At 45.0% G+C, this 24,907-nt stretch carries 23 protein-coding genes and 3 riboswitches; of the genes, 8 read left to right on the forward strand and 15 right to left on the reverse strand.

What is annotated here, in order from left to right; translation table 11 throughout:
* Positions 1 to 455 precede the first annotated feature (455 nt).
* The 8 genes from GLV98_RS17675 to GLV98_RS17710 form a co-directional block, all read right to left on the reverse strand.
* Positions 456 to 1,694 (reverse strand): dicarboxylate/amino acid:cation symporter, encoded by a 1,239-nt coding sequence (locus GLV98_RS17675; RefSeq protein WP_160917368.1) that lies wholly within the window; start codon positions 1,692 to 1,694, stop codon positions 456 to 458.
* A gap of 454 nt (positions 1,695 to 2,148) precedes the next feature.
* Entirely contained in the window at positions 2,149 to 3,834 is a 1,686-nt protein-coding gene (gene acsA / locus GLV98_RS17680) for an acetate--CoA ligase (RefSeq protein ID WP_160917369.1), read from the reverse strand.
* Between the two features lie 15 nt (positions 3,835 to 3,849).
* Positions 3,850 to 4,563 carry an ABC transporter ATP-binding protein gene (locus GLV98_RS17685; RefSeq protein WP_160917370.1) on the reverse strand — a complete coding sequence of 238 codons (714 nt, stop codon included), beginning with the start codon at positions 4,561 to 4,563 and terminating at the stop codon, positions 3,850 to 3,852.
* Between the two features lie 12 nt (positions 4,564 to 4,575).
* Positions 4,576 to 5,412, reverse strand: a complete 837-nt coding sequence (locus GLV98_RS17690) for an ABC transporter permease (protein WP_160917371.1) — start codon at positions 5,410 to 5,412, stop codon at positions 4,576 to 4,578.
* Positions 5,413 to 5,429: 17 nt separating this feature from the next.
* Positions 5,430 to 6,413 carry an aliphatic sulfonate ABC transporter substrate-binding protein gene (locus GLV98_RS17695; RefSeq protein WP_160917372.1) on the reverse strand — a complete coding sequence of 328 codons (984 nt, stop codon included), beginning with the start codon at positions 6,411 to 6,413 and terminating at the stop codon, positions 5,430 to 5,432.
* Positions 6,414 to 6,440: 27 nt separating this feature from the next.
* Complete coding sequence (locus tag GLV98_RS17700; RefSeq protein WP_160917373.1) at positions 6,441 to 8,219, reverse strand: PLP-dependent aspartate aminotransferase family protein; 1,779 nt, start codon at positions 8,217 to 8,219, stop codon at positions 6,441 to 6,443.
* Positions 8,220 to 8,355: 136 nt separating this feature from the next.
* A riboswitch (SAM riboswitch) is annotated at positions 8,356 to 8,466 on the reverse strand.
* Positions 8,467 to 8,539: 73 nt separating this feature from the next.
* Positions 8,540 to 9,685, reverse strand: a complete 1,146-nt coding sequence (locus GLV98_RS17705; RefSeq protein WP_160917374.1) for a trans-sulfuration enzyme family protein — start codon at positions 9,683 to 9,685, stop codon at positions 8,540 to 8,542.
* 58 nt (positions 9,686 to 9,743) lie between these two features.
* Positions 9,744 to 10,343, reverse strand: coding sequence for an NUDIX hydrolase (locus GLV98_RS17710; RefSeq protein WP_160917375.1), 600 nt, complete (start codon positions 10,341 to 10,343; stop codon positions 9,744 to 9,746).
* 529 nt (positions 10,344 to 10,872) lie between these two features.
* On the opposite strand from GLV98_RS17710, the gene GLV98_RS17715 reads away from it, so the two are divergent.
* Entirely contained in the window at positions 10,873 to 11,043 is a 171-nt protein-coding gene (locus GLV98_RS17715) for a hypothetical protein (RefSeq protein ID WP_160917376.1), read from the forward strand.
* Between the two features lie 358 nt (positions 11,044 to 11,401).
* A complete protein-coding gene (locus tag GLV98_RS17720) occupies positions 11,402 to 12,844 on the forward strand; it encodes a hypothetical protein (protein WP_160917377.1) in 1,443 nt (480 codons plus the stop codon).
* Between the two features lie 32 nt (positions 12,845 to 12,876).
* Here the strand turns inward: GLV98_RS17720 and GLV98_RS17725 are convergent, their stop codons facing one another.
* Complete coding sequence (locus GLV98_RS17725; RefSeq protein ID WP_160917378.1) at positions 12,877 to 13,641, reverse strand: alpha/beta fold hydrolase; 765 nt, start codon at positions 13,639 to 13,641, stop codon at positions 12,877 to 12,879.
* 155 nt (positions 13,642 to 13,796) lie between these two features.
* Here GLV98_RS17725 and GLV98_RS17730 point away from each other — a divergent pair, with 155 nt between their 5' ends.
* The gene (locus GLV98_RS17730) at positions 13,797 to 14,375 is read left to right on the forward strand and encodes an SCO family protein (RefSeq protein ID WP_160917379.1); all 579 of its coding nucleotides are present in this window, start codon (positions 13,797 to 13,799) and stop codon (positions 14,373 to 14,375) included.
* An 82-nt stretch (positions 14,376 to 14,457) separates the two neighbouring features.
* Here the strand turns inward: GLV98_RS17730 and GLV98_RS17735 are convergent, their stop codons facing one another.
* The gene (locus GLV98_RS17735; RefSeq protein ID WP_160917380.1) at positions 14,458 to 15,360 is read right to left on the reverse strand and encodes a DUF1002 domain-containing protein; all 903 of its coding nucleotides are present in this window, start codon (positions 15,358 to 15,360) and stop codon (positions 14,458 to 14,460) included.
* 522 nt (positions 15,361 to 15,882) lie between these two features.
* Between GLV98_RS17735 and GLV98_RS17740 the strand changes: the two genes are divergently transcribed.
* On the forward strand, positions 15,883 to 16,269 hold the full coding sequence (locus GLV98_RS17740; protein WP_160917381.1) for a DoxX family protein: 387 nt from the start codon (positions 15,883 to 15,885) through the stop codon (positions 16,267 to 16,269).
* Positions 16,270 to 16,314: 45 nt separating this feature from the next.
* Positions 16,315 to 16,836 (forward strand): type 1 glutamine amidotransferase domain-containing protein, encoded by a 522-nt coding sequence (locus tag GLV98_RS17745; protein ID WP_160917382.1) that lies wholly within the window; start codon positions 16,315 to 16,317, stop codon positions 16,834 to 16,836.
* A 42-nt stretch (positions 16,837 to 16,878) separates the two neighbouring features.
* Here the strand turns inward: GLV98_RS17745 and GLV98_RS17750 are convergent, their stop codons facing one another.
* The gene (locus tag GLV98_RS17750; protein WP_160917383.1) at positions 16,879 to 18,045 is read right to left on the reverse strand and encodes an acyl-CoA dehydrogenase family protein; all 1,167 of its coding nucleotides are present in this window, start codon (positions 18,043 to 18,045) and stop codon (positions 16,879 to 16,881) included.
* A gap of 382 nt (positions 18,046 to 18,427) precedes the next feature.
* Here GLV98_RS17750 and GLV98_RS17755 point away from each other — a divergent pair, with 382 nt between their 5' ends.
* The gene (locus GLV98_RS17755; RefSeq protein WP_160917384.1) at positions 18,428 to 19,279 is read left to right on the forward strand and encodes a dimethylarginine dimethylaminohydrolase family protein; all 852 of its coding nucleotides are present in this window, start codon (positions 18,428 to 18,430) and stop codon (positions 19,277 to 19,279) included.
* 131 nt (positions 19,280 to 19,410) lie between these two features.
* Here the strand turns inward: GLV98_RS17755 and GLV98_RS17760 are convergent, their stop codons facing one another.
* Entirely contained in the window at positions 19,411 to 19,881 is a 471-nt protein-coding gene (locus GLV98_RS17760) for an acyl-CoA thioesterase (protein WP_160917385.1), read from the reverse strand.
* A gap of 138 nt (positions 19,882 to 20,019) precedes the next feature.
* Positions 20,020 to 20,200: riboswitch (cobalamin riboswitch) on the reverse strand.
* Between the two features lie 138 nt (positions 20,201 to 20,338).
* A riboswitch (purine riboswitch) is annotated at positions 20,339 to 20,440 on the forward strand.
* A gap of 171 nt (positions 20,441 to 20,611) precedes the next feature.
* Between GLV98_RS17760 and GLV98_RS17765 the strand changes: the two genes are divergently transcribed.
* Positions 20,612 to 21,199 carry a xanthine phosphoribosyltransferase gene (locus GLV98_RS17765; RefSeq protein WP_160917386.1) on the forward strand — a complete coding sequence of 196 codons (588 nt, stop codon included), beginning with the start codon at positions 20,612 to 20,614 and terminating at the stop codon, positions 21,197 to 21,199.
* Positions 21,196 to 22,488 carry a nucleobase:cation symporter-2 family protein gene (locus GLV98_RS17770; RefSeq protein ID WP_160917387.1) on the forward strand — a complete coding sequence of 431 codons (1,293 nt, stop codon included), beginning with the start codon at positions 21,196 to 21,198 and terminating at the stop codon, positions 22,486 to 22,488. Before GLV98_RS17765 ends, GLV98_RS17770 begins: the two co-directional genes overlap by 4 nt.
* 99 nt (positions 22,489 to 22,587) lie before the next feature.
* Here GLV98_RS17770 and GLV98_RS17775 read toward each other — a convergent pair whose 3' ends face one another.
* From GLV98_RS17775 to GLV98_RS17785, 3 genes are all read right to left on the reverse strand, one after another.
* Positions 22,588 to 23,394 (reverse strand): PAS domain-containing protein, encoded by an 807-nt coding sequence (locus tag GLV98_RS17775; protein WP_337193773.1) that lies wholly within the window; start codon positions 23,392 to 23,394, stop codon positions 22,588 to 22,590.
* 80 nt (positions 23,395 to 23,474) lie between these two features.
* The gene (locus GLV98_RS17780; protein ID WP_160917388.1) at positions 23,475 to 24,044 is read right to left on the reverse strand and encodes a nucleotidyltransferase family protein; all 570 of its coding nucleotides are present in this window, start codon (positions 24,042 to 24,044) and stop codon (positions 23,475 to 23,477) included.
* Positions 24,041 to 24,889 carry a LysR family transcriptional regulator gene (locus GLV98_RS17785; protein ID WP_160917389.1) on the reverse strand — a complete coding sequence of 283 codons (849 nt, stop codon included), beginning with the start codon at positions 24,887 to 24,889 and terminating at the stop codon, positions 24,041 to 24,043. Before GLV98_RS17785 ends, GLV98_RS17780 begins: the two co-directional genes overlap by 4 nt.
* Positions 24,890 to 24,907 lie beyond the last annotated feature (18 nt).

Consider the following 24,907-nt stretch of genomic DNA (forward strand, 5'->3'; position numbering starts at 1 on the left):
TATTCACTTTGTTTAAGTATACTAGAGGAGTTGCCGAGAAGTGGTTTCGAGAAACTGATATAGCCTAGGGGCGGAGGGGAATGGCGAGACTCCTATCTTAAGTGTGGAGGCGCCTCAATCAGCGGCGTATGGACTGGACTGAGCTGGCGGAGATAAAGGAAACCCGAAGAACGAAGTGATTCGATGTTGACTTATCGTACAGAAGCGAGGGAAGTCTCACTAGCCGCTAGGCGCCGGAACCGGATATCTTAAAGGAAAAGAGTGCTTGGTGAGACCCCTTAATGCTTAGCCTGAGAGTGAGGAGGCTCACCGCGCTCCCGCGGAAAGCGAGTCATTCCCCGCAGCCCCACCCACTCAACAAAAGTCTCGAAACTGAGCCTTCCACAACTCTGCCAGTTTGTTGAATAAAATAAAAAAAGTGCAACCAAAAAGGTTGCACTTTTGTTGATTATGCTTTATGCTTCCATACGTTTGGCATCTTCATCGATGCCATATTTTCGTTCTGATTCAGCGACTACGACGGCACATGCTGCGTCACCCGTGATGTTCAAGGATGTACGTAACATATCAAGCAGTCGGTCGATACCAATGATTAAAGCGATACCTTCGACTGGCAGGGACACTTGGTTAAGAACCATCGCAAGCATGATCAGTCCTACACCAGGAACTCCCGCAGTTCCGATACTCGCAAGAACCGCCGTCAGGACGACCATAACCAATTGCGCAAAAGAAAGGTCAGAACCGTAGACTTGAGCGATGAAAATCGTCGCTACACCCTGCATGATTGCTGTACCATCCATGTTGATGGTTGCACCCAAAGGCTGGACGAAACTACTGACAGGCTTCGGTACATTCAAGTTTTCCTGAGCTGTTTTCATAGAAATCGGCAGCGTAGAACTACTGCTTGATGTACTGAAACCGACCGTCATCGCAGGGAAAAACCCTTTGACGAACTTGATTGGGTTCATTTTCCCAAGGAATGCGACCGCAGAACCGTATGTGACGACTCCGTGGATGATCAATCCTAAGATGACGACAACCATGTACATCGCCATTCCTTTCATGCCATCAATTCCCATTGTTCCGATTGCAGAAGCAAGGAGACCGAAGGCACCATAAGGAGCAAAGCGCATGATTAGGTTTACAAGGAACATCATGATTTCATTTCCTTGTTCGACAAGCTTGTAAATCCCTTCTGTCTTCTTACCGAGCATCGCAAGTGCGAAACCGATGAAAATAGCGAAGGCGATGATTTGAAGCATGTTCCCTTCCGTCATGGCCTGAATTGGGTTTGTCGGAATAATGTTTGTAAATGTTTCAACGACGCCAGGTGCTTCCTGAGCTTCATACTCTGCACCCTCTGGATTGATGTCAATATTCCCAGGCTGGAAAACGTACGCAAGGGAAATAGCGATACTGATCGCAATTGTCGTTGTAACAAGGAAGAATGCGATGGTTTTCCCACCGATTCTACCTAACTTCTTCGGATCACCAAGAGAAGCGGTACCTAAGGTGATAGAAAAGAACACGATTGGTACAACTAGCATTTTAATAAGATTTAAGAATACCGTACCTAAAGGACCGAAAACATAAGCATCTAACGTACTGAACAGATCCGGTGCAGCTAAATGCAGACCCAAGCCTACAATAGCACCAAGAATCAAACCTATAAAAATCTTGGTTGTTAGTTTCATGAAGTTACCTCCTACAACATTATGAAAACGCTTACTTATTATTTTGTTTAAAAAGTGAAAAATTTCAAAGTCGACATGTTCCCAACCATGTCATCAAAGCATTAAAAAAAGACTTACTTACAGTATGGGATTCGGTACCTTTGAGCCGTGATATGAGTGTGTTTCAGGCTCGACATAGATGGTTGCAACCAACGCGGGTGTAAATGTGCTTTATAAATTATAACATAGAATGATTGAAAATTGAATAGAATTTGCTGGTAGTTTCTTATACAACTATGTACCAAACGGTGTTGTACAACTTTCAATGGCCATTGAAACCGCGAGATTCATAGTCATTTCTAGATTATGAGAATGTTTAGAATTTATTACATATTCATGAATTCCGCTTTATGTTTGCATATAATATTATCCCGTTGCATAAAAAAACGGCCGCCTGTGTGACGGCCGTTCTTTATTAAGAATCCACTTTTTCCCGCTTCTTCAATTCTCTCCGTAAAACTTTCCCACTGATTTGTGTTTTTGGTAGCTCTTCGATAAATTCAATTTCCTTTGGAGCGCAGTGGGCGGCAAGCTCCGTTTTCACAAAACGCTTGAGGTCGTTCAAAAGGTCGTCACCTTTTTCAAACCCTTCATTCACAACAATAAAAGCTTTCACGATTTCTCCACGCACTGGATCGGGTTTTCCAACAACTCCCGATTCACGTACAGCAGGGTGTTCAAGTAGTTTACTCTCCACTTCGAAAGGACCAATACGTTCTCCGGAAGAGTTGATCATATCATCACTTCTCCCTTGAAAGAAGACGTAACCTTCCTCATCCACGTAAGCTAAATCGCCAGCTAAATACCACTCTTCTCCAAACGGAAAGTACGAAGCGAATTTAATCGGGTTCTTCCACACTTCTTTCATTAGGGACGGCCAGGCAGAATGAATGGCTAGATGCCCTGTTTCATACGGTGGAAGAGGATGACCTTCTTCATTAAGGATATCAATCTCGATTCCGGGAATCGGCCTTCCCATGGACCCGGGTTTAATCGGTCGAGTGGGAAGGTTAGCAATCAGCTGGGCCCCTGTTTCTGTCATCCACCATGTATCATGAATTCTTAATTTCCATGTTTGGTATGCCCAGTGAATGACTTCAGGGTTGAGCGGTTCTCCGACACTTAAAATATGACGTAAAGAAGAAAGGTCATAGTGAGCGTGCATGTCTTTGGGCTCGCCTTTCAGCATCCGGAATGCGGTGGGCGCACTGTACCATACAGAAACTTCAGCCTTTTCCAAAACTTCATACCATGCTTCTGCTGAAAAACGTCCTCCATGAATGACCGTAGTCACCCCGTTCAACAAAGGGGCAAATACTCCATAAACCGTACCCGTGACCCATCCGGGGTGTGCGGTACACCAGTACACATCGTCGTCTTTAAGATCCAACACCCAACGGCCCGTCTGATACTGCTGAATCATGTTTCGGTGGGCATGGATGATCCCTTTCGGTTTTCCCGTCGATCCACTCGTGTAATGAATGTTAAGCCCGTCATCGAGGTCCACCCACACCGTTTCGAGTTCATCGCTCGCCTTCTCCGCTTCCCTGGTAATGGAAGGATTCACTCCTCCTGTTTTATTCGTGGTAAAGATCGTGGTCAGGCTGGGGATCTCTTCTCTGTTCACTCGATCCAGAAACGAATCCTCTGTAATTAAATATTTCCCTTCACAATCATTGATGCGGTCCTTTACCGCTTCTTCCATAAAGGCTTCAAATAATGGACCGACCACCGCTCCGATTTTGATCGCTGCAAACATCGCGATGTGACAATGCGGATGTTTTGGTAAAAAGACGAATACGAAATCCCCTTTTCTCACACCATGATCAAGCAGCACATTCGCCCAGCGGTTCACTTCTCTTTTCAGTTCAGAGAAGGTGTAGGTGTATTCCTCTTCTTCTGAGATGTAGTGTAAAGCATTCCGCTCCCCTTTTCCTTCATCAACGTGCCTGTCGATACATTCATAAGCCATATTCACTTTACCTGTCACATTCCATGTGAAACGTGCGTGTACCGTACTCCAGTCAAAAGGCTCCCCTTCCAACCATTCTGTCTCAATGTTGTAACTTGCAGATTGCGGTGGAATGATCGCTGCTGCCATGATCCTTGATCCTCCTTATGATTTGGTGAAATCCAATTCTTTCAATACTTCTTCTTTCAACTCCGCAAGATGGGCATCTCCTCTTTTCCGAGGTTTCGGCCGGTTGATGAAAATTTCAGATTCTATCTGCCCCGGCTGCCCACGCATGATCACGATCCGGTCACATAAATAAAGCGCCTCATCAATGTCATGGGTGACGAGCAGGGTCGTCGTTTTGCGCTTTTCCCATATCGACAAAAGTAAATCTTGCAGCTGCATTTTTGTAAATGCATCGAGGGCACTGAAGGGTTCATCAAGAAGCAAGATATCCGGTTGACTGAGCAGAGATCTGGCAATCGCTGCACGCTGGGCCATTCCACCTGACAGGTCTTTCGGATAATGTTTTTCAAACCCCTGCAGTCCTACCGTTTCAATCAACTCCAAAGCCTCTGATTTCTTATCCTTCTTAGAAAAACCGAACCTCACATTATCCAAAACGGTTAACCACGGCATGAGCCTGGGCTCCTGGAACATCATCCCGAAGGCTTCTTCAGGACGTTCTGCTTCCGTACGTATCCTCCCTTCATATTGCGAGTCCAGACCGGAGAGGACACGCAGCAGTGTACTTTTGCCACACCCACTCGTTCCTAAGACACCCACAACCTCTCCTCTCCGTAACTGCAAATCAATATTCTTGAACCCTGCTTTCCCGTTTTGAAAGGTACGGGATACATGATCGACAGCTAACATAGACACCCTCCTTTATGACGCATTCTCCAAATTGTCTTGCCACTTCAGTGTTTTAACCTGAATTCTCTTCAACATTTCATCCGTGATTTTACCGAAGATGGCAAATAGAATGATGCTCCCAATGACGAGTGATGGAGCTGAGGTGTTCTGTCCGTACACCATCAAATAACCAAGGCCCTGGCTTGCACCGAGCAATTCAGCTGCAACCACGAACATCCACCCAAGACTCAGCCCGCTTCTTAAACCGACGATGAAAGAAGGCAAGGAAGCTGGCAGAATGATTTTCTTGATTTGCTGCAAACTTGAAAAATTATAGATCCTACCCACTTCAATCAGCTTCCGATCAATTCCCTGGATGCCCGAAGTCAAATTCAAATACACCGGGAAGAAAACACCCACAGCCACGAGCGTGATTTTGGAAGCTTCTCCAATGCCGATCCACAAGATGAATAATGGAACCCAGGCCAGAGACGGAATGGCTCTTAGCGCTTGCAACATAGGATCAAGCAACTGATGAATCACTTTCACATACCCTGTCGCTGCACCGAGAATGACAGCAGCCAGGGCACCTGCGAGAAAGCCAGCAAAAACTCTATAGAGAGTAATGGTGATATGCCCCCATAGCTCCCCATCCTGAGCCATGGATGACATTTCATCTACGACGATCGTTGGAGAAGGAAGCAAGTGGGGGGCCACCCACCCCGCCCTTGACGCATACTCCCACAAAAGGATGATAAAAGCAGGCAGAATTAGACCCAGCCATGAACCGGATAGGTTTCCCTTCACCGAAACACGTGTTTTCTTTCCCTTGGATGCCGGACGGACGGTCGCTTCTGTACGACTGGACATAAACGTGTTTCCTCCTTTTATTCAATCACTTCTTGTGCGTATTTCGGATTGATGAGTTCTTCTGTAATTTTTTCAATATCGACGTCTGCCTTGATGACTTCTTCTTCCTGGAGTACTTGACCCGCTCCGAGCACAGTTTCTCTAAGTGCATCCCCTGGCACAGGATTTGATAGGTCATTCCTTTCCAGACTCTTCTTCGCTACTTCCAAATCCAGCCCCGCTTCTTCGGCAAGGATTTCTGCTGCTTTATCTGGATGATCGACTGTCCACTTTCTTGCTTTCTCGTAGGCTTCAATCACTTGTTTAACAATTTCCGGGTGATTTTCTGCATAGTCTGACCGAACATTCAATGTTCCGTAAGTATTAAACTCCGGCTTCCGGTAGAAAAGTTCTGCCCCGCCTTCCAATTCATTGCGAGCCATATGAGGATCGAGCCCTGCCCAAGCATCAACGTTTCCATTCGTCAGTGCCGATGCTCCTTCAGGGTGCTGCAAATTCACAAGCTCAATGTCATCGGTGGAAAGCCCGTGATCCTTAAGTGCGCGGACTAAGAAAATGTATGGATCCGTTCCGAGCGTCGCCGCAACCTTCTTTCCCTTCAAATCTTCTACAGACGATATTCCGGAATCAGGATTCGTAACAAGTGCTGTCCATTCGGGCTTGGAATATAAATAAACAGATTCTACAGGGGCGTTATTTGCTTTCGCCATCAGAGCCGCTGCGCCGGCGGTCGAACCGAAGTCGACACTGCTTGAATTCAGGAATTCGAGGGCTTTGTTACTCCCCTGGCTGAGGACCCATTCGACTTCTATCCCCTCATCTTCAAAAACCTCTTCCGCGAAACCTTGTTCTTTCAATACAAGACTCGTAGGGGAGTAATACGCATAGTCGAGCGTCACTTTGCCTGGTGATCCGCTCTCCCCTTCTGCATTTCCTGAACAACCCACCAAACCCAATGTCGCAAGCAACCCTATAGTGATGAACGTTTTCTTTAGTCCCATGTTACATTCTCCTCTGTTTATTGGTTTTTAGATTTCACAAGCGTACGTATCAATCGTTCCTCGTAACCGCTGGGCCTCTTTATAAGTACAACGGTTATGGACTACTTCAAGCCCTGCTTCACTTGCGATCTGGGCCGCCTTCGGTGCGATGACGCCTTCTTGCAGCCAGAAAACGTCCGGCCGGATATCTGCTGCTTCCTTAGCAATTTCAATGGCTGCTTCTGGACTGCGGAACACTTGCACGACATCGACTTTGAATGGGATCGATTTCAGGTCTGGATACGCCTTCTCTCCAAGTACTTCCTTTTCTCTTGGGTTTACGGGGACGATTTGATACCCCAGCCTCTGCATTTTTTTTGCTAGACGATGGCTCGGACGTGAAGGCTTCCCGCTCAACCCTACAACTGCCAAACGCTTTGGACGTGTTCCCCCATCTTCTTGGGTTTTTGAGGAGCTCAATGCCCATTTGATGACACCTTCGTCATTTTCAGTAATCGCTGTTTGTTCTGTTTCTCTTCCGGTCGCTTTCGCAATAGCACGATCAAGGTCGTTGATCAAATCCTTGCTCGATTCAAGTCCTATGGATAAGCGGATCAATTCCTCCGTCACTCCACTTGCAGCAAGGTCTTCAACGGACAATTGCTGGTGTGTCGTTGACGCAGGGTGGATGATCAATGATTTCGCATCCCCGACATTCGCTACATGAGACCATAGTGAAATGTTATTGATCACTTGTCTGCCGGCTTCCCGCCCGCCTTTAATGCCAAAGTTTACGATCGAACCATACCCTCCATCAAGGTAACGATTGGCTAATTCATGAGCTGGATGTGTAGGAAGTCCTGGGTACGAAACCCATTCCACATCAGGGTGTCCTTGTAAGTATTCCGCGAGTTCCTGGGCATTGTCCCCGTGACGGGCGACACGTAAATGCAGCGTCTCTAATCCTTGCAATAACAAGAAAGCATTTTGCGGGCTCAAACACGATCCAAAATCGCGAAGCAGCTGGACACGCAGTTTCGTAATATAGGCAAGTGTCCCAAAGTCGGCGGTATAAACGATTCCGTTGTAACTACTATCAGGCTCTGTGAAAACCGGATACTTACCGTTCCCCCAATTGAACTGCCCTCCATCTACGACAACTCCTCCAATAGCCGTCCCATGCCCCCCGATCCATTTCGTCGCGGAGTGGATGACGATGTCGGCACCGTGCTCAATCGGCCGGCATGTATAAGGGGTGGCGAATGTGTTATCGATTAGAAGCGGAAGGTTATGGTCATGAGCGACGGCCGCTACCTTTTCAATATCCAGCACGTGCAGGCTTGGATTTCCGATCGTTTCAGCGAAAACAGCTTTCGTCCGATCTGTAATGGCTTGTCGGAAGTTTTCCGGGTCCTCCGGGTCAACAAAATGAACTTTAATGCCATACCGCGGTAAAGTGTTAGCAAATAAATTATAAGTCCCGCCATAAAGGTTCGCAGCAGCAACCACTTCGTCTCCGGATCCTGCTATGTTCAGAATGGATAGAGCAATGGCCGACATTCCAGAAGCCGTCGCAACAGAAGCGACTCCGCCCTCCAAAAGAGCCATTCTTTTTTCAAAAACATCGACGGTCGGATTTCCGATTCGGGAATAGATATTTCCAGGCTCATCGAGAGCAAAAAGGCTCTGGGCATGTTCTGTGTCATGGAAAACATAGGAGGTCGTTTGGTAGATCGGAACCGCTCGAGATCCTGTTGTCGGATCTGGTGACTGCCCTCCGTGTAAAGAAATCGTGTCTACATCATAGCTTTCAAATGAATTCGTCATGAATATTTCCTCCTCAAAAGTTTTCTATTCTTATAGATATAGTTGGCTTTAAGCAAAAAAAATGTCCATAAACCTTTTTCCGAACAGCAAAAAACCCTCTTCCAAATAAGAAGAGGGTTTGTCATTTCGTTTCCTCCTCTTATCTACCAGATCAATCTGATCTGTAGGACTTGGCACCTTTTCAAACCGATGTTTGAAGGTTGCCGGGCTTCACAGGGCCTATTCCCTCAGCCTCTCTTGATAAGAGATGTATGCAGTTGATTGAGTATGTTGAGAATTATAACGGATAACAATCAGAAAAGTCAATCATTTTAGAAAATTTAACTTTTTGAATCTGCGATCGCTTTTTTCAGCTGTTCAATTATATCTTTATGATCTTCAATACCGATCGACAGACGAATGACATAATCATTGATGCCGATCTTCTCACGTTCCTCATCCGATAACGCACGATGCGATGTACGTACAGGATAAGAAACCGTCGTTTCCACTCCCGCCAACGTAGGGGCGATTTTCACCCATCCGAGCGATCTGAAAAACGCCTCTATGTCAATCGAATCATTAAGCTCGATCGTCACAATGGCTCCGTTCCCTCTTTCCGATACCTTTTCAGGATAATAGACGGTACGGACGGCATCATGCTCATCAAGGGCTGTTGCTACCTGTTTTGCATTGTATGATTGTTTTTTCATTCTAAGACCTAAAGTTTTTGCTCCCCGTTGAGTCAGCCAGGCTTCAAACGGGCTGAGATTCGCACCAAACGTGACAATTTTTTGGGTAGCAGCCTGAATCAAATCCTCATTTCCGACCAGCACCCCGCACGTCACGTCACTATGTCCACCAATATACTTCGTTCCACTATGGACGACAAGGTCGACTCCTTGCGTGTACGGCTGCAATAAGTATGGGGTGGCGAACGTATTATCCACCATCGTTTTCACATTCTTTTTATGAGCAAGCGCGACTAAGCCTTCAAGATCCTCCAAACGTAAAAAAGGATTAGAAATCGATTCCGTATAAAGCAACTTCGTTTGCTCTGTGATCGCCTCTGAAACCTCGTCCAGATTTGAAAAAGAAACCATCGTCACATCAATGCCGAACGTGGACAGCTCTTTGGTGATCAGCTTGTGGGACCCTCCATAAACATCCTCTGCGGCAACGATATGATCCCCCGGCTTTGCAACCGCGAGAATGCCGGCAAGGATGGCTGACATTCCAGATGAAGACGCCACTCCGGCCGGCGCTTCTTCCAGTTCCGCAACGGTTCCCGCAAGTTCATCTGTATTGGGGTTCCGCTCTCTCGTATATAAATAGGGACTGTTTCCCTCATAATAGCTTTCCAAGTGATCCAAGTCTTTGAAAGTAAAAGCGGATGTCTGGTAAATCGGTGTACTTTTGCTATTCGGCACAAGACTTTGATCCGCTTTATGGTGAACTATTTTCGTATCAAAAGATGTATTTGTCATCGTTTGTCCCCTCTCTCTTCACTTAATCAGAAATTATATAGAACAAGCAGGAATATTGTCAAAGTTTTGCGACATATCTGCGTATCGCTTGGAAAACATACCGCTCATATTCTTTTTCATGAGGGACAAGATTTTTCCGAGTCACTTCTTTTTCATCACCACTTAGAATAGAGATGCCCTTCACGCTTCGTTCCATATCCATCAACTCTTCCATATCAGTTAGTGAGACAGATATAATATCTTGCACCTCTTCTCCGATGGTAAAGGACATATCTTTCACCCATGGAAGGAGATAGATCCGGCAAATTTCCCGGTCTACGAGAGCCCCACCCTTCAGTTCCTCCTTGAAATCACCTTGATGGATCAAATCTTCGGCCGCAACCTTCAAGCCGACTTCTTCCTCGATTTCCCGGACACCAGCCAGAAGCACATCCTCCCCCGCTTCGATATGCCCCGCAGCGGTAATATCAAACAGTCTCGGGAAGTCCTTCTTTTGGTCAGCTCTTTGTTGAAGCAATAGATGGATACTTCCCCCTTCCGCGCGGAACATCCAACAATGGAACGTTTCATGCCAATTCCCGTCCTGATGTACTTTGTCCCTTTCCTTCACTCCAATCGGTTGTTCTTTTTCATCAAAAATTGTTAACATTTCTGCCATATGTATCCCTCCCTATTTCTCTGAAATTCCAACACTCTTTCTCCAAAACCCTCTAAACATAGAACAAAAATAGCTCAGAGCGTGACACTCTGAGCATGAGACAACTTTATGTGGATGTTGCTGTTATGAAAACCCTTGAGTTATACCATTTAAAGACCCTCAAATAAAGGTCGGACCTATTGAATGATTGTCGTGGCCATAGCCCCATCCCTAAGCTTTTCCAATGTTTCTTTTTCTTACTTTCCCCTAGGAAGTAGATTATTCCACCAAAGAATAACAAAGAGGCAGGAAGCAAGTACACAAAAAAACATCGATCTCCCTCCTTTTTTAGTTATTCACAAGACTCGCCGGTACAGGTTTACTGGAATGGAAAGCTGCTTAAGTGTATTCCAAGGATGTTCAATAATCCGAGCCATTCCGTTCACCTACTCCAAAAATTTTTATTCCCTCTTCCTAAATATCGGAAAATTAGAACTAAAGTTTAATCCTTTCTTCACGAGGAAAACTACTCAAAAAGGAGGAAATTTTTATGAAACAGAAAAAACAAAGACGTGGTACTGTCGAGCAGACGAATGAAATGGCGCAAGTGTTCAACCGAAAGTTAAGTTACAACCAATCCTTCTCCCATCAAGCAGATGATTCGGAAGTTCATTCTGAAAGCGAAGCTCTCTACCACCATTATTCTGATGATGAAGATTAAGAAAGTGATCTCGATTTCGAGATCACTTTTTTAGTGCTTTCTTCCCTTAATGACCGAAAATTCTGTTATCATATGAGTGAAACACCACCTACAAATTTTTACAAGAATCTCTAGAACGGACTTTTTTTAAGGTTATGAAAAAATATGGCAGGGTTGTGGAAGGCTTGAGATATTTTTGTTGAGTGGATGGGGCTGCGGGGAATGACTCGCTTTCCGCGGGAGCGCGATGAGCCTCCTCAGGCTGACGCCTTGCGGGGTCTCACCTAGCACTCTGTTCCCGCAGGAGTCTCGCCATTCCCCTCCGCCCCTTTACCATGTAAGTGTTTAGAAACAAACCAAAAGAAAGGGTTATTTACATATGAAGAAAGGCACCAACAAGAGCAAGTGGATTTTAATCATTGTTTCTTTGATGATTTTTGCCATAGGGGCCTACTTTTTCACAGACAGTAGTGAAGAAAAGTTGGCTCATAGTACCGATTCTAAACCGATGAGAAAAGCCAAATCAGTGGACCTTGAAGAATTCCCTCTTCAATGGCGTGAAGTCGATACATTTGAACAGGTCCATGAGTTTTATGAAGAGCGTATTCACGGTTTATCACTAGCAAGGGAAAAGGGATTAACCGTCCGCCCGCAGGAGTCCACTTCAATTCCTGATAAAGATGGACGGATGCAGATCAACGAGGTGTGGCACAGCGGGACCACCATTCATGTTTTGTACAGCATCGACCTTTCTGCATTAACGAGAAAAGATAGCGATGATGAAGAAACCAAGTACCTCGTTCAGCCGCCATCTGTAGAAAGTATAAACATCAAGTCCATGAATGGGAGCGATCAACAATCGTTTCAGCAGCATTCGCAACCCCTCCACCCCAGGGATACGGTTGTGTTTGAAAATCGAGTGTACGGTCTCCTTCAGCTCCCTCCCATTACGGAGGAATGGGGGTATAATTTTGACCCCCATGATATAAAGGATTATGATCAAGAGTTCTTAACTTCCTTCAATCTTCGGATCGATCACCGTACGATCGAAACTAAAGGAATGCCTGTCCGTTATTTCCATGACAAGGATGGACATGTGCTTCAAAGTTATACAACAGACGAGGTGTACGCAGATGACCTGGTCACAGTGGAACCGACATCCGTCAATATCGGCGTGGCCTCAAGCTACGTAAAAATGAAGATAAAGGCAGAAGGGAAAGAAATTGGTCAGTCCGTGCATGCTTTAATAAAAACGGAGGAAGGATCCGAACACCCTGTCAGGCTTTATCTAAACGAGACGGAAGAAGAAAATGTGTATGAGGCCTGGTTCCAGCCGCCATCAGAACCACTTACAGAAGCCGTGAGCCTTGAACTTGGGTCTCTTCACATCCATGATGATACCCCTTATTCGTTCACCGTCGATATGACTCAGTTTAAAGACCATTCAAATGAATCTGTTGTTCTAAATGAAAAGGTAGGAGAAGCTCACAACACAGATATCATCCTTGAGCAGGTCGATTCATTTTCCGGAACCAATATGAATCTTCAACTCAAATATGAACCCCATGAAGCGGATCAAGAAGAAAAATTGGTCGGTGCTCAACTCGCCCCGATGAACAGCCTCCAGGAAGAACGGGAGAAATTTGTAGAAGTCGTTACGAATGAAGGCGAAACCACAGAGGCTAATATTTGGGGGCACGATAATAGAGGAGACATCCACTTCCAGTCTCCTGCACTAAGAAACGCAAAGGAAATCACCGTTACTGTAAATAAGATGGTTTACGCTCACAAATTGGGCCATACCTTCGACTTGAACAAATAGGAAAAAGCAGAGGATGTCGCTCCTCTGCTTTTTTATATTTCTTCATGAACAAAACGAGTTAATGCATCATTGAAACGATCATAGTGTGTGGCCGGGGTCTGGTGATACGCATGCTCGATCACTTCCATCTTCACCTTTGGACAAACACTGTAGTATTTGGAGTGTTCATTAATCCAAAACTCTTTATTGCCGTACACGAGTAATAGAGGTTGAGTAAGCTTGTCTAACCGGCCGCTGCAATCAAAAGACAGGGCACGATTGTAATAGGTGTACCAACATTCCGGATCGGACTTCGCCATATGTTCATTCAGTTCACGTTTAATATCGGCATCTTTGAAATGGGAATGGCTAAGTAATTTGGCAAGCGTCTCCGGGCTTTTATCCACCCAGTACATCCCTCCTAAAAACTCAAACCGTAGTCCACCTGTGGCTACCTTCGGGAAACCTCCTGCAAGAATGACCGCTTTTGTACGTTCAGGAAAAGTGAGTGCGAATTCCTGTGCGATCATGCCTCCGCAAGAATAGCCCACGACTACAACTTGGTCGAGGTTCAAATGATCAAGGAGTTGGACGACCTCCCTTGCATACATGGATACATCAGGCGCATGGGAAATCACTTCAGAATCCCCGTTTCCACTGAGATCAGGAATAATGAGACGAAACTCCCTTGCAAGGGAGTGCTGCATTTTGAATACTTTCCTTCCCATTCCAGGTGGGTGGATAAAAACGATGGCTTCCCCATTCCCTCGATCGTCATAAAATAATTGCGCCCCGGATTTTTCCGTAAAATAAGGCATGGCTCTTCATCCCCTAATCGATATTCATGGAACCTTAGCATTCCCATAGGGACTGAAATTATGTCCATTTACCGAATATATTAAGGTTCGATTGACCTTACTCTCACGCAGGCGTAAACTAGACCTGTATCATATTGTCCGGAAGGGGAAACAAAATGAAACGTTTTCTATTACTTAGCTTATTCGCAGGAACGGCCATCTTCTTGGCTGCTTGCGGATCAAATGAACTTGAAAATACGCTGGATTGGGAAGTCCAGTCTTTTGAAGGAACGACACAAGAAGGGGAAAGCTTTTCCACCGATGATATGGAAGGAGAAGTTTGGCTTGCGAATTTCATCTTCACCAACTGCAATACGGTCTGTCCGCCCATGACCCGTAATATGGTAAAAGTTCAAGAGCAGTTAAAAGAAGAAGGCGTCGAAGCTGAAATTGTATCCTTCAGTGTAGATCCGACGGTAGACTCTCCAGAAGTATTAAAAGAATTTGGTAAGAAATACGGGGTTGACCATAGTAATTGGTCCTTCATTACCGAGTACACCCAGGAAGAAATTGCAAAGTTCGCTCAAGAGAGCTTCAAAACTTCTGCAGTAAAAACGGAAGGGAACGATCAGGTCATTCATGGAACAGCCTTTTACCTGATCAACGAAGAAGGAATGGTCGTGAAGAAATATAAAGGGGACACAGAAGTCCCGTTTGAACAAATTGTGGAAGATACAAAAACCCTCACTAACTAAAAAGAACCTCCCCTCCAATTAAGGAGCGGGAGGTTCTTTTGGAAGAATTCAAATTAAGGTTCGGTACGCTCAGCAAAACGCACTAGTTGAATAATGAGTTAATAAAATTACTTAGAGATTTAAAGAAGTCTTGCACGGCATTACGCAAGTTGTTCCAGAATCCATCGTCATTAATCAAATCCTGAATATTCCCTGTTAAATCTTCCAGCTGGTTTTGAACCTGATCGAAGTTGATATTCAGATTACGCATCTGTTCAAACAAGTCGATCAAACGCTGGCGGTCTTCTTCACTCAGTTCAATGTTCAAGGATTGCAGTTGATCTTGGACGATTTGCTCCACTTCTTCTCTTGTCGCTGGGTCCTGCTCAGCAATTTGCTTCTTGATTTCAGTTAGAAGTTCGCTGATTTTATCCCGATCAACGCCTTCCTCCTCTGCGATATCTGTTGCAATATCAAGCTCATCACTCGCGACTTTCATTCGTTCTTCATCAAGCTTCACACCTTTAGCATCATAAGCTTTATAAATGCCCGTAAGCGCAGAGTGGCCACTAACTTTGACAGAGGAAGCAACCAGTACATCCGCATTCTCCACACCCGCGGTCAGCAATGCATTTGTGTACATTTCTTTCGTCACCTGTGTTATGTTATCAGATGTTACGATCTCAATATTTAACCCTTCTGCATTATCCTGGTGAATGATTTTGACAGAGGAGTACATATTCGAATTCGGGTTGCCCCCGATATAGTTGGCAAGATCCTGGCCATTGACCGTAAACTCATCGACCTGGTCATGCTGATTAACTTCAAGCAGCTCAGACACTTCACCTTTTTGTGCTTCAGACAAGGCTTCTCCATAAACGACAATTGGCAGGCCCAACTTTTCATTAATACCCTGGTCCCCTGTCGAAGCAGAAATGCTCGAAGGCAAAACGAACGCTGTAAGCAAAACGACGATCAACATCCATAGACTGACACGTGTTTTCATGTTCTCGACCCCTTGTAAAAATGGTAGATTCCCACTTACGTTATGCGGAACCTCCCATCTATTATACCCGACACATAGATGCACGGGTTGTCATAATAGACGTACGAGAGGGAGAAAAAGTTTCAGCTTCAAAAAATATTTCTCTCCCCCACTTTTAAACCATGAGATTTATTTAAGAATGACAGGATTGTGTAAGACTCGGTTTCGAGATGTTTTCCGGGGTTCGTTGCCTTGTTAGGTATCAGGGATGGTTTGGAAGCTCTGCTATTTGTGGGAGTGGTTTTGAGACACTGCTATGTCAAAGGGACGGAGGGGAATGGCGAGACTCCTGCGGGAAAAAGTGCATGGTGAGACCCCACAGGACGCAGTCCGAGGAGGCTCACCGCGCTCCCGCGGAAAGCGAGTCATTCCCCGCAGCCCCATCCACTCAACAAAAGTCTCGTAACGGAGTCTTCCACAATCGGGAGCTTCTATGCAACTACTTTATAGGATGGATAAACGAAAGAAAGGATGGACGTTGTTATGAAGATTGCACGCCAAATCGGACTTTATGTATTTGCTATCGCTCTGTTTTACGCAGGAATTACCCATTTCATGTATGACCACGGCTTTGCCAAGATGCTCCCTTCCTGGGTACCGCTTAAATTGATCATTGTGTATGTGACAGGAATTACGGAGTGGCTACTTGCCCTTCTGCTTGTTTTCCCTCAAACGCGGAGAGCGGCTGGGTTCGCTACGGCTGCTTTTCTATTCATCGTCTGGCCTGCTAATTTTTATGCTGCCATTTATGGCATTCCGGCTCCATGGAGCGAAGAAACCAATCAGACCGCTTTATGGATACGACTCCTCTTCCAACCTTTACTTATTTGGTGGGTGCTTGTCGTTTCCAAAGATTCGAAAGAGGTGTAACCGTCTGATAAAATAGGGAAAGTAAAAAGGAAAAGGAGGTTGTTTATGCGATTAGAAGGAAAAAAAGTCATCCAACTGGTCAGTAAAGATTTTGAAGATCTTGAACTATGGTACCCGGTGCTTCGCCTCCAAGAGGAAGGAGCAACCGTCCACCTTGTGGGTGAAAAAGCAGGTGAAGAACACCCAGGCAAATATGGAGTTCCTGCCACGGCGGATTATGCATTCGAAGACATCAACCCAGCTGATTACGATGGAATTCTTGTACCAGGGGGATGGTCTCCCGATAAGCTCCGACGTTATGATAAAGTCATTGAAATGGTCCAACACATGGACAATGAACGCAAACCAATCGGTCAAATCTGCCATGCAGGCTGGGTGCTTATTTCTGCCGATATCCTGAAAGGGCGAAAAGTGACGAGCACACCGGGAATTAAAGATGACATGATGAATGCAGGTGCAGAATGGTTCGACGAAGCGGTCGTCCAAGACGAACACATTGTTTCCGCCCGTCGTCCACCTGACCTCCCTCCATATGCCAAAGCATTCGCAGACCTGCTCGCTGATTAATCATAGACGAACAAAAACCAGAGCTATAAAAGCTCTGGTTTTTTAGTCATCTTCCACAATGGCTTGTTTAGCAAGCATTGACACAACCGCATCGTCCATCGGTGGATTATGCAGCCCTGCCCGTACATCACGGTAATATTTTTCAAACGCATACGTTTTGGATAAGCCACGACCCCCTGCAATTCGCATGGCTAGATCGACGACTTCATTAGCCGTATTCGTCACCGCCAGCTTGACAGCTGCAAGTTCTGCCCCCATCTGATTCCGTTGTTCTGGTTCTTCATCCCATTTTCTTGCAACTGAATATAAGAAAGAGTGGGCTTGCAGCAACTTCCACTCCATCTCTCCGATCTTATCTTGAATGTGGGACACTTCAGAAATAGGAGTGTCCAGACTATTTGGTTGGAAGTCTTTTGCAAAGGCAACCGCATCGTTTCGAGCGGCTACGGCAATTCCTAAATAACAGGCTGGAATGTGCAAGAGCCATCCCTTTGGCGAAGATTTGCTTCCACTTTTCAGTTCTACAAGATCGGATTCCTGCAGCTCGACATCCTCCATCACAAGGTCATCACTCGCTGTTCCCCTCATCCCAAGGGTATCCCATGTTTTATCAACAGATAACCCCGGCTGATGGCGGTCAATTAAAAACCATCCTACCGTATCCTTGTCTTCTACATAAGCAGACACAATGTAATAGTCCAAATGCTCAGCCATGGAGGTAAATGATTTCCTTCCATTCAAAATGTATTGATCCCCACGCCGAACCGCTTTGGTTTCCGGTAATCCTCCGCGCGTCGGACTTCCAGTTGCAGGTTCTGTCGCCGCTCTGTTAACCACTTTTTGTTCTGATATCACTTCATTCACAAGGCGATTATACGACGTTTTCTCCCATAATTGTTCCTGAGAAAGTTCCATCATGATCCCCATGTGCCACCCGATTGACAAAGCGACAGCTCCATCACCTTCGGCTATTTTCTCCTGCATCAGTAAAAATTCATATAAAGATAACCCTTTTCCACCTTCCGATTCTGGTAAAGACATGGATGGGTATCTCTCTTCTTTGATGACATTCAGCGTCTCATAAGAAAAAGAGGCTTCACGATCCGTATCTGAAATATGTTTGCGCGCCTCTTCCGCAATCCGCTCCGCTTTTTCAAACAATTCCTGCTGTCGACTGTTTTTTATCCATCGTTTCCATACACCTGCCAAACCTACCACTCCCGATTCTATATTATAACTAAATCATACCTAACAACTCGGGATAAAGCCAATGCCATGCTTGTCTGATTCGCTCCCTTACAACATACCCTATGTACAAAAAATCATTCTGTATCAGCATATGCCTCTTCGCATGTAATTTTTTGTCCGGCGCGCCCGCTTAACAAATCATTCCCACGACATTTCCCGGGAAATGTCGAAATACGAATCATCTGTTTCATAGGCAAAGCCCACGGAAACTGGAAAAACGCACGTTAGAAAATAATCACCTAAATGCTAAAGATCCGCGCGAAGGTAGTTTTACAATAAATTTATTGTTTTATTATCCACCCTCCGGGGAAGAAAAGGGATATGAATAAAAGGAGGTTCCAACATGGTCGGAATAGTTTCGGAAAACAGTGTTCAATGTGACACCGAATATTCAACGCTAAAAAAAGTCGTGGTCGCCAAACCTTCTTATATGAAAATTACTGACGTGATCAACGAAACTCAAAAACATTACAAAAATCAGAACATAAACGTTAATTCAGCTCTTCAGCAACACGAGCATTTCGTACAAATTCTAAAAGATCACCAGATTGAAGTCATCCAACTCCCAGGTCAACCAAACCTCCATGAGCAGGTATTTACAAGAGATATCGGATTCACGATAAACAATCGGTTGTTTATCGGCTCTATGAGTGAAAAGGTCCGAAAAGAAGAAACAGATGTTCTTCGGAGCTGGGCGAGCGATAATAACGTCCATGTAGAAGAAGACCTCCCCTCATCGATTGAAGGCGGAGATATTGTTGTAGATGAGAACACGGTGTGGGTCGGAGAAACAAAGAGGACATGCCGTACAGCGATTCATGAGCTCCAATCACGTCTTTCTGACCATCAGGTTGTGCCCATCCCTTTGAGTGGAGACATCCTTCATTTGGATTGCGTATTCAACATTATCGATGAATCCACTGTGATTCTTTACCCTCCTGCTTTTACAACAAACAGTCTAAAAACCATTAAGGCACGTTACAAAGTCATTGAAGTCAACGATAGGGAACAGTTCACCATGGGGCCGAACGTTCTTTCCATTGGCAACCGTAAAGTGATCAGCCTTCCTCAAAACGAGCAACTAAATACACAGTTAGAGGAATATGGGTTTCATGTGATTCCTGTAGACCTTTCAGAAATCATCAAATCCGGAGGGTCGTTCCGTTGCTGTACATTGCCATTAAAACGAACTTAAAAGCAGCCTACTTCTTTTAGAAGGGGCTGCTTTTTTTAAATAGAAGGAGTCCATAAAAGCATAAATAAGACACCACCTAAAGTGTGGTGTCTGTGAACTTGATGATACGTTTTCAGACCACTAAATATCTTTCATCGAAGCGCCGGTCTGCTTTTTCGGTGTTCCCTCCTGGATGGAGCCGTTTCAAACAGTCGTTTATCTTCCACTGTCTCAGGTATGATAGCAGGGACCGGCGTCGGCTTCCCTTCAACATCTACAGCGACCATCGTTAAAAATGATTCGGTCGTCATCACTTTTCGCCCTTGCAGTAAATCATCAGCAAAGACTTTTACATAAACTTCCATGGATGTACGTCCTGTGCTCGTCACACAAGCCTCTAACGTCAAAGCATCTCCTACCTTAGCAGAAGATAAGAAATCCACCGAGTCGATCGAAGCCGTAACAACAACACAGTTTGAATGCTTCATTGCAGTAAGGGCCGCAATTTCGTCGATATAAGAGAGGACTTTCCCTCCGAAAATGGTATCCAGGTGATTCGTATCTGGTGGTAGCACTAATCTTGTTTGCGTCATTCTAGAATAATGAACAGATAAAGGTTCCATGAATGGGTTCCTCCTTTTTGAAAGTGAATGGCCCGCCAAGGGAAAGATACAAGCAACGATTCTCCCTTAGATTCATGGAATCGAAAAAAATTCTTGATGAATCCAATACACGTAACATCCTCCTATCTCCCGTAGGAATTCATGTTCTTCCTTATGGCAGGTCTCCTGGCTCAGGTTCATCAGCACATAGCCCTTCCCATTTTTAAAATAGTGGGTCATCTATGCACCTCCCCATTACAGTGGCGGGACCGCGTTGGCTTTTCACCAAACTTCCCTTTTCAGCTTCTATAATGAAGCCACCATAAGGCAATTGACTTTTTAATGAAAGAGAAAAACTCTCTTCTCATTCACTATCTCCTAAACAAACAACCTTGTCAACACGAACAAAATCTAGTTATTTAATAATGAAATCCGATAAAAGGGGTTGATTACGAACAATAAACTGATATACTATCCATATCATTCGAATATAAGTTTTCATATAATCGCGGGGATAGGGCCTGCAAGTTTCTACCGGTTTACCGTAAATGAACCGACTATGAAAAGCGTACAAGACGCCGGGACTTTCCTGTCCACGGTTTCATTGTTTTTGTCTTCGTCCAGCACGAAAAGACTTGCTTTCCATAGAGGAAACAAGCTTTTCGTGCTTTTTTATTTTAAAGTAAATTCCCTTAGCTTAATTAGACAGCTGTACTTGTAATGACATAAATACTAGAAAGGTGTGTTGGATATGGATCAGTTGAAAAAGAAAATCATAGAAGAGGGACACGTTTTATCTCCTTCCGTCATTAAAGTTGACGCGTTTTTGAATCATCAAATTGACCCTGTACTCATGAAAGAAATAGGAGAAGAATTTGCTAAACGTTTTGAAGGGTCAGGGATTACCAAGATCCTGACATTAGAGTCCTCAGGGATCGCACCCGCTCAAATGACAGCACTCAGCCTAGGTGTCCCTGCCATTTTTGCAAGGAAGAAAAAGTCATTGACGATGAAAGATCACCTTTACACATCAAAGGTCCATTCATTTACGAAGCAAGAAACAAATGAAATCTCCATATCGAAAGACTTCATGAGTGCTGATGATCACGTCTTGATCCTTGACGATTTTCTCGCGAATGGTCAGGCGGCAAAAGGGTTGATTGACCTTGTGGAACAATCAGGAGCATCCATCGCCGGCGTGGCAATCGTTATAGAGAAAGGTTTTCAAGAAGGAGGACGACTCTTACGTCGCCAAGGAATCAAAGTAGAATCCCTCGCCACCCTTTCATCACTTGAGGACAGTACAATCACGTTTGAAACACAGGAGGTATCTTCATGAAAACAACGGCTTTAGCCATTCAACACTTGTTGGCGATGTATGCTGGAGCGATTCTCGTTCCTTTGATTGTCGGTGGAGCCCTTGGGCTGAATTCCGAGCAACTTACCTATCTTGTTGCCATTGATATTTTAATGTGCGGGGTCGCTACCATTTTGCAAGTCGTCCGCAACCGTTATTTCGGAATCGGTCTTCCTGTCGTCCTTGGATGTACGTTTACAGCCGTTGGTCCAATGATCGCCATTGGAGGTCAGTACGGGGTTTCGGCCATCTACGGTTCCATTCTCGTTTCCGGATTGTTCGTCATCCTGATCAGCCGCTTCTTCGGGAAACTTGTTCGATTCTTTCCACCTGTCGTCACAGGGACCGTTGTAACGATTATCGGAATTACATTAATTCCTGTTGCTATCAACAACATGGGTGGTGGGCAAGGAGCTGAAGATTTTGGTTCACCTGCCAACCTTGCTCTTTCCTTTGGTACGCTTTTGTTCATCGTCCTTCTCTATCGTTTTACAAAAGGATTCATGCGCTCCATCGCCATTCTGATCGGTATTTTAGGAGGCACTCTTGCTGCTTCTCTTTTTGGGAGAGTGGATTTCTCAGCTGTCCATGAATCTGGTTTCTTCCATATGGTCGAGCCTTTCTATTTTGGAACACCGAGCTTTTATTGGTCTGCCATTTTAACAATGATTTTAGTGGCCATGGTGTCTCTCGTGGAATCTACTGGTGTTTACTTTGCATTAAGCGAAATGACCGAAAAGAAATTGAATGAAAAGGATTTAGCCAGTGGTTATCGCGCAGAAGGAATAGCGATTCTATTCGGAGGGATATTCAATGCCTTTCCTTATACCGCTTTTTCTCAAAATGTCGGGCTCATGCATATGACGGGCGTAAAATCCAGGCGCGTTATTTTCGTTATGGGTGGTCTGTTAATTGCCCTGGGCTTCATACCGAAAATTGCTGCCTTTACGACCATCATCCCTACCCCTGTGTTAGGTGGTGCCATGATCGCGATGTTCGGAATGGTCATCTCTCAAGGCATTAAAATGCTCAGCCGTGTCATGACCGAATCACATGAAAACTCTATGATTGTCGCTTGTTCTGTTGGTATGGGTTTAGGGGTCACCGTCGTCCCTGAATTGTTTGCCAAACTACCGGAAAGCATACAAATCCTTACGAGTAACGGCATCGTCGCAGGAAGCGTGACGGCCATCGCGCTCAACATCGTCTTCCACATGCTTCCGAAACGAACGACTAAAGAAGTTCACTTATTACACGAAAAGAGTGCTTAGTTCCTGACCAGGTCATACAGATATTGGAAGTTAACATTCACTCCCCATACAAAAAAAGCAGCGCCGACCAGTTATTCATTGGTCGGCGCTGCTTTTCTTCTAAGATTGTTCCCTTAATACTTTCAAGGCTTGTTTCACTGTGGCGTAGGTTTGGAGTGACAATTCACTAAAGTCTGCATATGGAGTACTTTGGATGGCAAAGGATGGTTTAATCCCTGTAATCACAAGCTTTGTTCCCATCAGGTCCAATAGCTGATTCATCTGATAGATGCCCATATGAACCGCTTCGTTATAAGAGTGCACGGCAGACATGTCCAGAATCAAGTAATCCTCTTTTGTTTCTTTCACATGGTGACTGACCGCTTCCAGCATCTGCTGAAGTCTGTCATCATCAATGGTCCCGACAAGCGGGAGGACAGAGATGTTATCCTGTACAGGCACAATCGGGGTCGATAACCTTTTCACCTCTGACAAGTAATGCGCAATCAGTTCTTCCTGTTCCCGACGTTTTGTCACATCTTTTTGGACGCCAACGAAATACATCTGATCCATTTGTTCGATGTACACCGGAAAAATATGTAGTTCATTCCAGAACATCGTTCCGTCCTTACGAAAGTTTCTTATTTCTACTTGCACGGACGTTTGTTTAGAAAGGCCTTCACGAAGCCGCTCCACATGCTTCGGATTGGTTTCCTCCCCTTGCAGAAAACGACAATTGCGTCCTAGAATTTCTTCTCGTTCATAACCTGTAAGGTCCAAAAACCCCTGGTTGCAATAAATCATCGGGTTATCCTCTTGCTCTGGATCTGTTATGACCACTCCAGCACCTACATGATCAATCGCCGCTTTTATAAATTCATTTTGTTGAATCTCTTCTAATCTTGCAAACATGAGCTCTTCCGACACGGTAGAACATCCCCTTTAAGATTGGAATGAATTACTTTAATAATAAAATGAATTCTACCATTCGTGCAAGTGCCATCCTTTTACCATGATAGAATCGTAAGCTCAGGCCAGCGTTTTTTCCATTTCTCAGCCTTATTCCAATAAACTTTTTCTGGAATCAAACGTTTATTCGGACGAATGATTCCTTGAAAAAGATCCTCTAAACCGAAAGGAGCATAGATTTCATATTCACCATTCTTCCTTCGTTTGACTCCGACAGAAGAAGCGGTCGTCGGCCAGGTATCAATGGCGTCTTGTACAGATGTGTACGGTTGGATCGTCTGATTGAACTTTTCCTCATACCACAGATGAACAAGAGCCTCATTCGTTACATCAATAGAAAATGGCAGGTTCGAAAAGGCATCATTCCATTCTCTCTCGAATTTTTCTTCTTCCTCGAGCGTCCCGGAAGCATCAAAATAAAGGATATCTGCATCCCCAATGCCATAGTCTGCGGCATAACCGAATTGGTGGTTCCATACACTTTGAGTGATTACTCCCGCACCGATCCAACACTCGTAGCCAAACGAATGAGAGACATTGAAAAGCGGACGGACATGGGGAGACCACTCATCGATCACCGCGATCAATTGCTTTTCTCTCCTATTCATCCGCTCCCCTCCTTTCGAATGTGTTCAAGAAACGCTTCTACCTGGGGCAAGGCTCTGCCTCCCGGCTTCACACATGCCCAAGTTTCCCGGACGATCGCTTGCCCCTCCGTTTCTAGTGGTAGACAACTGTAGGCGCCCTTTTCTTTTTTGATGATGCTTTCAGGAAGGACTGTCATTCCTAGACCCCGTTTCATCATTTGTTTGGCTGTTTCAAAATGATCAACCTTGATTGAACGTTTGACCAACATGCCGGGCCCCCGCGCCATCCAAGTTTCAATGAGCTTCTGAAAACCTGGGTCACTCTTGAATTCAATCAGGGGTCGCTCCCCTTTTCCCATAGGCACGGTATCTAATAGAAAAAGAGGGTCACTCAATAGATGAACGGATTCATAGTCTTCAATTGGCTCCCCTCGTACGATAGCAATATGAAAAGAGGAGACAGCCTGTCGAATTTCTTCACTCACTCCTGTGACCAGATCGATGGTTACATCAGGGAATGCTTTTGTGAACGATTGCAGGACATCAGGAAGAAAATGTTGGCTGTATAAGGAAGAAGCTCCGATTGAAAGCGTACCGGCTACTTTCCCTTCCACTTGTGCCAATCTTTCTTTCAACACAGCCTCCCGATCCAGCACCTGCTCAGCATGAATCAGGACAACTTCCCCAAAAGGTGTCGGGAGCAATCCTTTCGGTGTACGAAGAAAAATCTGCCCGCCCAGGTGTTCTTCTATGTATTTCAAACGCTGTGTAATCGCTGGTTGGGAGATTAAAATAGACTTGGCCGTTTTTCGAATCGTTCCATAATCATTCAAGTCGAGTAGAAGCTGATAATCTTCTATCTTCATTCACAGCCCTCCATAATA

Source organism: Halobacillus litoralis, assembly GCF_009856415.1.
Classification (GTDB): Bacteria; Bacillota; Bacilli; order Bacillales; family Halobacillaceae; genus Halobacillus; species Halobacillus litoralis_C.